This window comes from Akkermansia sp. UBA7090, assembly GCF_002493465.1.
GTDB lineage: Bacteria > Verrucomicrobiota > Verrucomicrobiia > Verrucomicrobiales > Akkermansiaceae > Akkermansia > Akkermansia muciniphila_A.
The window spans coordinates 24,357-37,056 of the sequence record NZ_DKYW01000016.1 but is presented as its reverse complement, the minus strand read 5'-3'; the positions used below and the strand labels follow the sequence as shown (position 1 = coordinate 37,056).

Genomic DNA, 12,700 nt, shown 5'->3' with positions numbered 1-12,700 from the left:
CTGCCCCATGAAATACCTGAATCACAACCTGCTCAGCCGCCTGGGGAACCTTCCCCTGGAAGCGCGCCACAGCATGACGGGAAACGTATCCGGCCGCCACAGAAGCGCCAGCCGCGGCTCCTCCGTGGAGTTTGCGGAGTACCGCAAATACGTGGCCGGAGACGATACGCGCCGTCTGGACTGGAAAGCGTATGCCCGGTCGGACAGGTATTACATCAAGGAGTTTGAAGCGGATACCAACCTGCGCGCCTACATCGTCATGGATCTTTCCGGCTCCATGAATTATCATCCGGAGCAGGTGGAAACCAAGTACATGCGCGCGTGCAGGCTGGCGGCCAACCTGGCTTACATCGCCATCCGGCAGGGAGACGCCGTGGGGCTGAGTTTTGCCCGGCAGACGAAGGACGGCGCCACGCTGCACATCCCCGCCTCCCGCCGCCCCGCCCACCTGAACGTGCTCATCAGCCAGATGGACACGCATTACCCTAAAGGGGAAACCGTCCTTCCCGATACCCTGCATGAACTGGCGGAACGCGTCGGCCGCCGCGCCCTGGTGCTGATTTTTTCAGACCTGTTCACAGATACGGCGGAGCTTAAAAACGCCCTCCGCCACCTCCATTTCCGCAAGCATGACGTCGCCGTCTTCCATCTGGTGGACCAGCAGGAAATAGATTTTGACTTTGACCGCCCCATCCGCTTCGTGGACATGGAAGGCGGCGGCTCCCTGATTACGGAGCCGGACCTTATCGCGGACGAGTACCGGGCGATCGTGGCCAATTATCTGGAAGAAACGCGCCGGATCTGCACGGATATCAACGCGGACTACCGCCTGGTCAGAACCGGAGATTCCCTGGAAGACGTGCTGACTGGCTTCCTGATGGGACGGCAGAAAAAGAAAACGGCCGGATAAAAGCCCGGCTGTCTCACGGAACGGTTGATTGCCCCGCGGAACGGATGCAGGATGCCCGTGCGCTCCCCGGATTTGCAGGCAGCGTCCGTTTTCATCTCTTTCCCTCTTCTTTCCATCGTGGACGTACCCGTTAAAATGATTGTGGGCCTGGGCAACCCGGGCAGAACCTATGAAGACACCCGCCATAACGCGGGGTTCATGGTGCTTGACCGCCTGGCCGCCCGGTGGGGCGCCGCGTTCAAGGCGGACAGGCAGCGCAAGTGCGAGGCGGCGGCCGGCCCCGGCGTTCTGCTGGTGAAGCCCTCCACATTCATGAATGAATCCGGCCTGTGCGTGGGCCCCATGATGCGGTTCTTCAAACTGGACCCCCGCAGCGTGTTCGTCATCCATGATGAAGTGGATTTCCCCCTGGGCGTGATGAAACTGCGGGAAAAAGGCTCCGCAGGCGGCCACAACGGCATGAAATCCCTCATCGCCCACATGGGCACCCAGGAATTCCCTCGCCTCCGTTTCGGCATCGGCCAGCCCCGGGGCAAAGGGGAAATGACAGGGCACGTGCTGGGCAAGTTCCGCCCGGAGGAACGCGAGCTTCTGGACGTGACGCTTGCCAAGGCGGCGGACGCCGTCCTGTACGCCATGGAACACGGCATCACCAGGGCAGGCAACATTTTCAACGCCGTTCAAGGCTGACCGCCGCATGAAAGGCCGCTCCCGCCTGCGCCATGGCGCATGCCTTCTTTTTTCGCCCGCCCTTCATGTACGGTATTGCTAAACAAACGGGAATCCGTTAGGATTTTCGCACGTTTTCCCTTTCCTCGGGATTAATCCTGCTTCATCTTCATGGCTGAATTAAGTTCACAAGCTCCCCGCAGGCACATGCAGGCCAACAAAAGGCGGAACCCCAAGGCAAAGCCCAGGGAACGATTCTGGAGCTTTATCCGGAAGCTGGCTCTGTGGTGCCTGGTGATGGCGGTTATCGGCGCGGCCGTGGGATACTTCGGATTCATGATGGCCTGGAAACGCTATGACAACTGGGCGGCGGAATTTGACCTGGAACGCATCAATGACCTGGAAAAGCCCAGCATTATTTATGACCGGAACGGGGAGGAAATAGGCCGCATTTATGTGGAAAACCGCAGCTACGTCACGCTGGACAAAATCTCCCCCGCCATGATTAATGCGCTGATTGCCCAGGAAGATTCCCGCTTCCGGGAACATCCGGGTTATGACTTCCTGGGGATTCTGCGGGCAGGCCGGGAGTATATCCACAACAGCGGGGACGCCAACCAGGGAGCCTCCTCCATCACCCAGCAGCTTGCCAGAAATGCGTATGACCTGAAAAACCGGGCCAAAGCCAGGAATGAGGGCAGCTTTGGCCGCAAATTCGTGGAAATAGCGCTGGCGCGCCGCATTACGGAACGGTACAGCAAAGACCAGGTGCTGGAGTTTTACCTGAACCGCGTTTACTTCGGCAGCGGGTTTTACGGCATCCGCGCCGCTTCCCTGGGCTACTTCGGCAAAGAACCGGCGGACCTGACCACGCGGGAGGCAGCCTCCATCGCCGCCCTGATCAAGAACCCGAACGGGCTTTCCCCCCTGAACAATCCGGCAAGCAACCTGAAATGGCGCAACCATGTGCTCAACCGCATGGCCAAAGAAAAATACATTACGCCGGATGAAGCGGAACGCCTCTCCGCCATGGACCTGGGGCTGAACCCCAAGCCGCTGAAACGCGGCGTCTCCCACATTTACGACCGCATTTCCTCAGAAATCACCGCATACCTGGGGGAGGAACGCGTCAATGCCGCCGGGCTTAAAATTTACACCACCATTGACAGGCAGCTTCAGGAAGTTACCGGAAAAGCTCTGGAACAGGCCCTGGAAAACGTTGAAAAACATCCGGACTACCGTCATCAGAAGGCCGCAGACTACCACAGCGGTTCCGCGAACAAGCCGCGTTATCTGGAAGGAGCGCTGCTGGTGGTGGACAACAAATCAGGCGCCGTCCTGGCCTACCACGGCGGCAGGGATTACACCAGGCGCCAGTATGACGCCATCAAGGATGGAGCCCGCCCCACCGGCACCGCAATCCTCCCCTTCCTGTACGCTACAGCCTTTGACACGGGAAAAAGCCCCGTCACCCGCATCCTGGACGATGCCATTGACAACCGCCTGACGGGCATCGGCGGCTCGGAAGGAATCCTGGGGGAATGGGGAGCGGAAAACTCCAAAAACCGTTATGAAGGCATGATTACCGCCCACCGCGGCCTGTCCGCCTCCAAAATTGCCGCCTCCCTGCGCATGGGGATGGACATGGGCACGTCACCATTCGTCAAGAAGCTGACGGATTTCGGCATTCGCAAGCCCGTGAGGGAAGCGGGAAGCACGGAAGTCAATCCCATTTACCGCCCCAAGATTTTCGTGGGCACGGAACCTGCCTCCCTGAAAGAAATGACGCTGGCCTACACCGCCATCCCGAACGGAGGCTCCCGCCCCCAGGATATTTACTATCTGGACAGGATAGAAGATGAAGACGGCCAGCTGATCTGGGAATCCACCCAGGCGATTGAAACCAGAAACAATGCCCAGGTGCGGAAGGGGGCCACGTCCACCGCCACGGCTTTCCAGCTTCACAACATTCTGAATTCCTCCCTGAAAAACGGTTCAGCCCGGCGCGTGGCCCCGCATCTGCCGAAAAACTTCAAGGGCGGCGTGAAAACGGGCACCACGTACGACTTCGCGGACAACTGGCTGTTTGGCTATGACAGCCGCGTTACCTGCGGCATCTGGGTAGGCTTCCTGGAAGGGAAAAAACCCATCTATCACGGAGCTTTCTCATCAGACACCTGCGCTTCCGTGCTGGGCGCCGCCATCACGGAAGCGGAACGCCTGTTCCCCGCCGGGGAACTGCTCCCGCCCCCCAGCGTGGAAAGGGTGGAAATCTGCCTGACCACCGGGAAAAGGGCCACGCACAGCTGCTATGACATTGACCCGTCGGATAAAAAATACCGCCGCCACACCATATTCGAGTACCTCCGCAAAGGGGATTCCAGCCTGCCCTTCTGCGACCTCCACGGGGAGGACATTTCCGCGCCCGTTTCCACCTTCACGGCCCAGAACCGCATTCTTCCCCTGCCGCCCATCCTGCCCACCAGGCCCATCCTCCAGGGAGACGATCCCTACCACACGGAGCTGAACCAGGTCCCGGCCAACCGCAGCTTTGAGCTGCTGGGGGCTGGCGAAAACGTGCCGGAAGCCCAAGCCCTTTCCGCAGATCCCGTTTCTCCGGACCATACGGATACGAGCATTACGCTGCCGGCGCCCAAACCCATTACCATTCCCGTCCCGGAATTCATCCACCTGTAACTTTTTCCCCTCATGCCCTCCCCATCCCAGGATACGGTAGCCTGCACATGCCCGTCATGCGGCAATCTCTTCGCCGTGAAGGCGTCTTTTCTGGGACGCCAGGTAAAATGCCCCATCTGCACCGCTTCAGTCACAGCCACGCCGGAAGAACAGCCCAACCTGGAAACGGAAGAACAGGATGCCGTCACGGCCGTCAAACGGGAAGAAGCGCATTCAGCATCCCCGGGCCGGATGCCTGAAGCCGCAGAAAAAGCGCCCGGAACTCCGGCTCCTGCCGCCGGGACGCCGCACCCCTCCACGGACGCCGCGCCGCGCGCACCGCTTGCACCCAAGAAAAAGACGGACAAACGGGCCATTTCCGTTCACGCGCCTTCCCTTCCCGGTCCCGCCGGCCCCACCACAAAAATCCGCAAACGGAAAGAGGAAAACGCCGCTCCGGCCATCGCCGCTCCGCGCAGCGCCTCCCTGGCCCCGGAAGAGCCGGAATACCAGCCCACCGCCGCGGACATCGCGTGTAGCGAACGCCGGGCCACCTGGCATATCTGGCTTTTTGTCTCAGGGTTGATTCTGTTGCTTCTGGGCATGTTCATGTTCCTGCGCGGGAGGGATATGGAAGCGGCAAGTTCCCAAATCCTGAATATCTCAGACCGCTTTGTGGATCATGAAGCGCTTTTCTCGCAGGAAGTGAATAAAGACCTGCTGGAAAAATTGCAGCAGAGGGAACGGCAATACCGGCTCATAGCCCATTCCCGCAGGGAGGAAGACCGGAAAGCGGAATCCATTTCCCCCCATATCACGGCAGCCATGAATGAACTGGCCCTCTACTGCATGGCGGGATCGGACGAAGAGAGGCTCAACCACGTCATGAATCCCGCCGCCGTGGCTCCCAAAATGGCCTATTGGGCCTCCTACGGACAATACAAGGATTATCTGCCCCAGGAAGCGGGCAGGAGCTCCAAGAACGGAGACCTGCTTCAGATTTCCGTGCTGATGGACGACAACATGATCCGCCCGGCGATTTTCCTGTATGACCGGGATTCCGGCAAATGGAAGCTGGACTGGGAAGCCTGGGAAGGCTATTCCCCCATAACTCCGGCGGAACTGGAAGCTGAAAAACCCTCCTCCCCCGTCCCTGTCAGAATAACCCTGAGCATGTCCGGCATCTACCAGCCGCCCTTCCTGGAGGAATCCTCCGCGGAAAGCTACCGCAACGCGTCTTACCTCAATTTCTCCCTTGAGTTCCCCAACGGGGAACGCGTGAACGCGTATGTGGACAGGTATTCCCCGCTGGCCCTGGAACTGATCAGGCTGCTTCACAACGGCCCCGTGCGCGCCTGCGTGCTCATTCATTACCCGGCAGACCTGCCCGGCAACCGGGCCGTGCTGATTGACCGGCTCCTGCACTCCGGTTGGATGAGCGACGCCACCCGCAAGCTTCTTCCCACCAATAACTGAAAACCAAGAACCGGTTCCCGCTTTCCATGAGTTCCAAAGCATTAGCGCAAACACAGGATAAAGCCCTCCAACTCAACCTGGCTTCCACCATCTACGGCACCTTCGCGGAAATCGGCGCCGGACAGGAAACGGCCAACTGGTTTTTCCGGGCCTCCGGAGCCGCCGGAACAGTGGCCAAAACCATCTCCGCCTATGACATGACCGTCAGCGACACCCTGTACGGGCCGGTCAAGCGCTACGTTTCTGAAGAACGCCTCAAGGGCATGCTGGACTATGAGTTCAGCCAGCTCATCAACCGCCTGGGCCCCCAGCGCGGCAAAGACACCCGCTTCTTCGCCTTCTGCAATACGGTAAAAGTCAAGGGCTACCGGGACAACGGCCCCTGGCACGGCTGGATAGGGGTGCGCTTCCAGCTGAAACCGGAGGCAAAACCGTCCGACCTGATTATCCACGTCCGCCTGAACGACCCGGACCACGACCGCCAGATGAAGGACCTGGGCATCCTGGGCGTCAACATCCTGCACGCCGTCTTTTTCAAAAGGGACCGTCTGGAGGAATTCATTGAATCCCTGGTGGACAACCTGGACCCCCGGCTGGTGGAAATAGACGTCGTCCGTTTTGAGGGCCACGGCTTTTCCATGGTGGACAACCGCCTGTTCGCGCTCCAGCTTGTCCAATCCGGCCTGACGCCGGCCACCCTGTTCCTGGCAAACGGCCAGGTGGCCCAGGCGGCGGATGTGCTGTACAAGCGCCCCATCGTGCTGATGAGGGGCAGTTTCAACCCCGTCTGCAATCTGCATCTGGAAGTCATGGCCCAGGTGAAAAAAACCTTCCTCTCCCACATCAATGAGACGCAGGCGGACCGCTGCATGGAAATTTGCGAAATATCCATGAACAACCTGCTCCGCGGCGATGATGTGGACCACCTGGAATTCCTGGACCGGGCGGACAGCCTCAAGGCTCTCGGCAAAAACGTGCTGATTACCAAAATGGCCCGTTTCGACAACCTTTCCGGGCTGCTCGCGCGCTACACGCGGGAGCCCATTGCCATCGCCCTCTCCATCGGCCTGCTGAATGAGCTGTTCAAGGAAAAATGGACGGAGGATATTCCGGGCGGCATCCTGGAATCCTTCGGCCGCACCTTCCAGAACAAAACGCGCCTGTACGTCTCCCCGTGGCTCAACCGCAAATCCGGCGAATTCGTCACGGCACGCACCTTCCGCGCCCCGGAACAGTACGTGCACCTGTACCAGCACTTCCTGGCGAACGGCCTGGTGGTGGACGTCCCCTTCTTCAATGAATTCCTGCTGCGCCATACGCCGCGGGACATCCAGCGCATGATCGCCGCGGATGAAGACGTCTGGAAAACGCTGGTTCCCGGGGAAGCGCACCGTTCCGCCCTCCATTTCCGGTAACGTGTTTGAAAAAAAAGGGCTCCCGACCTTTGGGAGTCGTTTTTCGGCAGCGGATTACATTCCGGTGCATGTCGGATTTCTCTCAATCGTGGTAAAAACAGGGAAAACGGCTCTGTCCTGGCTTGAAACAGACGATCATAGAAAAGTTCCAATTTTATTAAAAGGCTTTCCATGAAAAAATAACGTTGACTCCGGATATGTAAATCATCATATATAGCGTGGAAACGCAAATAGCGCGTTCCTGATCAACACTATTAATAATCATGAAAAAATCTCTCCTTCTTTCCATTCTTGCTCTCTCCCTAACGGGTATGGCTTCCGCCGCTTCGTTTATTTTTGAGGAAAGCCAATGGACATGGAATAACACCACCGGCACTCTGGATCTTGGAGAAGCCGCTCTGACTGGCCTTCAAGACTGGACGCTGAGCGCAACCATCTCCCTCAACGGTACAAGTGGAAATACTTGGGGAAGCACCTTGCTGGCCTCCGGAGCCAACCCCACAGCAGATTCTTTCCCGAACGGATTCCAGTTTTACATGTCCAACACCAATGGTCTGGTGACCAAAGGCATTCCCAGCAGTGACTCCGGAGGAGAGATGACCTACGGCACTACAGCGTTTAAAACGGGTCTTATCACCATTGACATGGCCTACGATTCGTCTGCAAAATCCCTAACGTGGACCGTTTATACCCAAGGGGACAACACGGAGGAAAAACTCCTGTATGCCACTGCTACCCGCACGGAGTTGAATTCTTTTTTCCAAAACGGTCAGATCACGCAGCTGAGTTCCATGTTAAACAAAGACAACAGTTCTCCCTCTACTATTCAGTCCGTCTCCATCAATATTGTTCCCGAACCGACTACAGCCGTTATGGGATTGTTAGGCATTGTTGTTCCGGCCATGCGCCGCAGGCGTCGTTCCTGACCGATACCGACCAAGTTGTGTGAAGGAAAACCAAATTTTTCCTTATTCCACCCCTGGCATCCCGTCTCACGCTGCAGAAAACTGTCTCCCGTTCCGCCTCTCCCGAGGGGGACGGGATATTTTTTCCACAGCTCAGCCTGATCAGGAAAACTTAACAATTCCGTAAGATTGTCTTGCCATAAGGCGGGAATCTCATTAAGGTCTCCGAGTTCCATTTTTATCATGAATACCATTATTATCGGCTCCCAATGGGGCGACGAAGGCAAGGGCAAAATGATCGATTTCCTGACGGAATCCGCCGACGTGGTGGCACGCGGCCAGGGCGGCAACAACGCCGGCCATACCGTAATCGCCAATGGAAAGAAATACATTCTCCACCTGGTTCCCTCCGGCATCCTGTGGCCGGACAAGCTTTGCGTCATCGGTAATGGCGTGGTGCTGGACCCCATCGGCCTGGTGGAGGAAATCAAGGAACTCCGCGGCCAGGGCGTGACCATTACAAAAGACAACCTTCTCATCTCCGACCGCGCCCACGTCGTGCTCCCCTTCCACAAGGAAATGGACGCCGCCCAGGAATCCGCCCTCGGCAAAAAAGCCATCGGCACCACCAAGCGAGGCATCGGCCCCACTTACGCGGACAAGGCGCGCCGCATCGGCGTGCGCATGGCGGACATGAGGGACCCCGGGATTTTTGACGAAGTGCTGCGCCGCCGCATCAAGATGGCGAATGCGGAAATGGAACGCATGGGCCTTCCCGCCATGGATGAAGAAAAAATGGTGGCGGAAGTAAGCGCCGCCGCGGATGTGCTGCGCCCCCACATTACCAACACCATTCCGGTTATGCACGACGCCGTGGCCTCCGGAAAAAGCATTCTTTTCGAAGGGGCCCAGGGAGCTTACCTGGATGTGGACTTCGGCACCTACCCGTTCGTCACCTCCTCCAATACCTCTTCCGCCGGCGCCTGCACCGGCACGGGCGTTCCCCCGCACAAGATTGACCGCATCATCGGCGTCTGCAAGGCCTACACCACCCGCGTGGGGGCAGGCCCCTTCGTCACGGAGGATGAAGACATCTCCAACCATCTGCACAGCATGGGCCGCGAATTCGGCGCCACTACGGGCCGCCCCCGCCGCTGCGGCTGGGCTGACGGCGTGCTGCTGCGCTTCTCCGCCATGTTCAACGGTTTTGATGAAATGGCCATGACCAATCTGGACGGTTACGACAAGTGCCCGGAAATCAAAATCTGCACGGGCTACGATCTGGACGGGGAAATCCTGGCCTACCCGCCCGCCACGGTGGACGAATGGGAACGCTGCAAACCCGTGTATGAAACGGTGCCCGGCTGGATGCAGGATATTTCCGCCTGCCGTTCCTGGGAAGAAATTCCGGAACAGGCCAAACGATTCGTCAAGCGCATGAGCGAGCTCATCGGCTGCCCCGTCACGACCGTGGGCGTAGGCCCCGACCGCGAACAGACGATCGCCGTGCAATAAGCCTCGGCAGATCTTGATGATTTCCTTCAGAGCAGTCCCGCCATAACGTGCGGGACTGCTTTGTTATGTTCAGGGTAAAAAGACAAAACACGCATTTCAACGCTTTCTCCGCAACCATGTCTCCGCGGCAACGGACATATGGGAAAAATCTATTTTTCCGCACCGCATCTCTGCGTGAAGCGCGGCAATGCCTTCAACAAGGCCTTCAGGATGGATGCAAACGGCATCCCTGCCTCTTCCAGATCAGGGAGAAAAAGAAAATCCATATCATCCGCAACGGTCCGGCAGAAAACGCGGCGCAACAGGCCTGGGAAAACCAGGCGTGAAATTTCCGGAAACAGGTTCGCAAACATGGCCATTTCCCACCCGGCAATAAAAAAGGAGGCGGGATTTTTCCCGCCTCCTGCAAAAAACAACAATGACTTACGCGGCTCAGGCGCGTCTGCGGCGCATCATCAGGGCAGCCAGACCAATCAGGCTGAGGGATGCCGTAGCCGGTTCCGGAACGGCAGCCGCCGCAATGGCGCTAAGGTTGGCTTCCTGGGAAGCGTCAGCCCGCAGCGTGGTATTATCTACGACGAGGTACTTGACGTAATCCGTGCCATAGGTGAATGAAGTCAGGGGGCCGAAAGTGTTCGTTCTCAAACCCGACTCATTCCCTCCATAGGTAGAGGCAGTCCCTTCGGAATCAACCAGGGTCAGATAAGTCCAGGTGCCGGTGCTGGTAATTTGATAAGTAACAGCGATGGACTCATAAGTGTTGTTGGCGAACAGCTGCCCCAGTCCCGAACTCAGGTTGACCGCAGAACCATTGACGGGACTGATCGCGCGGGTGTAACTCGTACCTTGCCAGGAGCCGTAGAGGCCCGCGTTGGGAGTGGTCCCGATGCCCAGGCCTATCTTATTATTGTTGGCCGAGAAAATAGTTCCGGAGACGTCGCCTGCCAGAATGGCGCTTTGGAAAGCCTGAGCGTCCAGAGCCATCGTCACGGAGAAATTGCCGTAACCGGAGTTGATTCCTTCCGTCAGGGTGTATGATCCGCCGGCCAGCTGCAATGCATTGGAATCCAGAGTAAGGACGGGCTCCCCGTAGGCCAGGGTAAACAGAGACGCTGCAACCAGCGTAATAAATGCCGTTTTCATGTGCTGTAGTAAACGATAAAAATGGAAAGGAAGCGGTCTTATTTCTTCCTGACGCTTGGTGTAACGGATTAGAAATCCGGGTTAGTGAATCAATGGCGTGAAAAAAATAATAAATATATCTCATTCAATAGAATACAAAAATTTTTAACGAAATGTTTTTGATGAAAATATCTGTATGCGCGGCGGGCAGGGTTGGTCAAATCCATTTCCTGTGAAAAAATAGTATTGACTGCGGATTTCTAATCCGCGCCTCATTCGGGCTCTTTTCAGGGGATATTGTTGCATGACTTTTTTCCGCCCGAGAAAAATCCCTCCATGTTCATCTTAATCATATTTTGCTTATTTTCAAATAGGAACACCTTAAAAAAACTGACTTGAACAACTGTTCAAAGATGCGGCTCTCAAGCTATTCGCGTCAGCATCGGGCGGAGTTATGATACTTCCGGGAAAAGTCTTGTCTGACTGTCCATATGAGACATGTCATTCTTCCTTCCGCGTGCGCCGTCGCCGTCGCGGCCTCCTGCCACCCCGTCCTCGCCCAACAGGCGGCTCCCGCCGCGGCTGCCCCTGCCTACCTGAACACGGAACGCGGCCTGCGCGTGAAAACCCTGGAAGGCAGGGAAATAAGCCCCAGCCTGATAAAAGGAATGCGCCCGGAAGAACAAATCACCAGAAGGACGCCCGGCGTCCCCACCAGGCCCAGCGTGCTGCTCCAGCATGAGGGCAGGCCCTCCGCCCCCGGCATGGAATGGTTTGCGGCCAGGCCGCTCAAGATGATGCCGTATCTGGACAGTTCCTACGTCTTCGGCAATACCTGCGCGGAACCGGACGCCTGGATACGGGAAGACGCGATTTCCACCGGAGCGCAGAAGCTCAAAACCGCCCTTTCCAGGTACGGCATCACTTATTCCGCCCAGTTCGGATTCAATTACACGGGGCTGACGGGCGGCGGCCTGAACGGAAAAACGGATTTCCCCTCCTACAATGGCTCCCTGCTGACCAATATCACCCTCTTCCGCAATCACTCCACGGGCAGCGGCCTGTACCTGGCCTCCGAATTCGATTTCGGCAACGGCTTTGACTTCAATGAAGGCAGCCAGGGCCCCCAAACCACGCTGGGTTCCCTCCAGAACCCCACCAGTTCCTTCCAGGGCCCGCACCCCCACCTGAGCAATCTGAGCCTGGCATGGGTGGGCGCGGGGGGAAGGCTCCTGCTGATGGCGGGACAGCTGGACACCACCAACTACATGGACCACAACGCCTACGCCAATTCCCACAACAATAACCTCACCAACAGCGTTTTCGGCAATAATCCCGTACTCCCCCTGACGGATAATTCCCTGGGGTTCCATTTCGCGTGGCAGCCCACTACCTCCTTTTACGTGATGGGCGCCACCGCCGCCAATAACATGACCCAGAATCACAATCCTTTCCGGAACCTGAATTCCGACAACTGGACGAACGTGCTTGAATTCGGCTACATCGCGGAAGATTTCTGCAACATGGGCCCCGGCGTGTACCGCCTCCAGCCCTTTTTCACCACCAGCAACGGAGAAAACGGGGGCGGCGTGGCCGTGAACTTCCAGCAGCAGCTGGGCCGCGGCAGCCACCTGGGGTGGTTCTTCCGCGGCGGCTGGGCAAGCGATGACGCCGCCACGCTGACCGGCGTGCGCTGCGCGGCCACCACGGGGCTGGTGCTTCTCTCCCCCTTCCGGGGAAAAGGCGCTTCCAATGACGGCTACCTGGGCCTCGGCCTCCTCTGGCAGCAGGGGGCCAAAAAGAACGGCCCGTACGTGAACAGGAATGAATACGGCATTGAATTGACGTACGTGGCCCAGGTGACGCCCACCATGACGCTCCAGCCTGATATTCAGCTTGTCAAGAATCCCGTCAATGGCCGCCGGGGGCAAACGGCGGTGGTTTTCCAGATCCAGAACGTCTGGTCCTGGTAAACGCCCTCCCGGAAAATTGGAAAATATTGATCGCATTTC

Annotated in this window: 9 protein-coding genes; 8 read left to right on the top strand and 1 reads right to left on the bottom strand. The window is 57.7% G+C overall.

From position 1 onward, the window contains the following. Positions 1-7: 7 nt before the first annotated feature. The 7 genes from B3075_RS05615 (at position 8) to B3075_RS05585 (ending at position 9,566) form a co-directional block, all read left to right on the top strand. Positions 8-910 carry a DUF58 domain-containing protein gene (locus tag B3075_RS05615; RefSeq protein ID WP_290488571.1) on the top strand — a complete coding sequence of 301 codons (903 nt, stop codon included), beginning with the start codon at positions 8-10 and terminating at the stop codon, positions 908-910. Positions 911-1,027: 117 nt separating this feature from the next. Then, on the top strand, positions 1,028-1,600 hold the full coding sequence (gene pth / locus B3075_RS05610) for an aminoacyl-tRNA hydrolase (RefSeq protein WP_094136216.1): 573 nt from the start codon (positions 1,028-1,030) through the stop codon (positions 1,598-1,600). Between the two features lie 150 nt (positions 1,601-1,750). Next, entirely contained in the window at positions 1,751-4,276 is a 2,526-nt protein-coding gene (locus B3075_RS05605) for a transglycosylase domain-containing protein (RefSeq protein WP_290488572.1), read from the top strand. A gap of 12 nt (positions 4,277-4,288) precedes the next feature. Next, the gene (locus B3075_RS05600; protein ID WP_290488573.1) at positions 4,289-5,731 is read left to right on the top strand and encodes a hypothetical protein; all 1,443 of its coding nucleotides are present in this window, start codon (positions 4,289-4,291) and stop codon (positions 5,729-5,731) included. Positions 5,732-5,757: 26 nt separating this feature from the next. Continuing rightward, a complete protein-coding gene (locus tag B3075_RS05595) occupies positions 5,758-7,146 on the top strand; it encodes a nicotinate-nucleotide adenylyltransferase (RefSeq protein WP_094136188.1) in 1,389 nt (462 codons plus the stop codon). Between the two features lie 263 nt (positions 7,147-7,409). After that, positions 7,410-8,072 carry a hypothetical protein gene (locus B3075_RS05590; RefSeq protein ID WP_290488574.1) on the top strand — a complete coding sequence of 221 codons (663 nt, stop codon included), beginning with the start codon at positions 7,410-7,412 and terminating at the stop codon, positions 8,070-8,072. A gap of 222 nt (positions 8,073-8,294) precedes the next feature. Beyond that, entirely contained in the window at positions 8,295-9,566 is a 1,272-nt protein-coding gene (locus tag B3075_RS05585) for an adenylosuccinate synthase (RefSeq protein ID WP_094136190.1), read from the top strand. A 432-nt stretch (positions 9,567-9,998) separates the two neighbouring features. Here the strand turns inward: B3075_RS05585 and B3075_RS05580 are convergent, their stop codons facing one another. Then, positions 9,999-10,709, bottom strand: coding sequence for a PEP-CTERM sorting domain-containing protein (locus tag B3075_RS05580; protein WP_290488575.1), 711 nt, complete (start codon positions 10,707-10,709; stop codon positions 9,999-10,001). Between the two features lie 470 nt (positions 10,710-11,179). Here B3075_RS05580 and B3075_RS05575 point away from each other — a divergent pair, with 470 nt between their 5' ends. After that, complete coding sequence (locus B3075_RS05575) at positions 11,180-12,661, top strand: carbohydrate porin (RefSeq protein WP_290488576.1); 1,482 nt, start codon at positions 11,180-11,182, stop codon at positions 12,659-12,661. Positions 12,662-12,700: the final 39 nt, after the last annotated feature.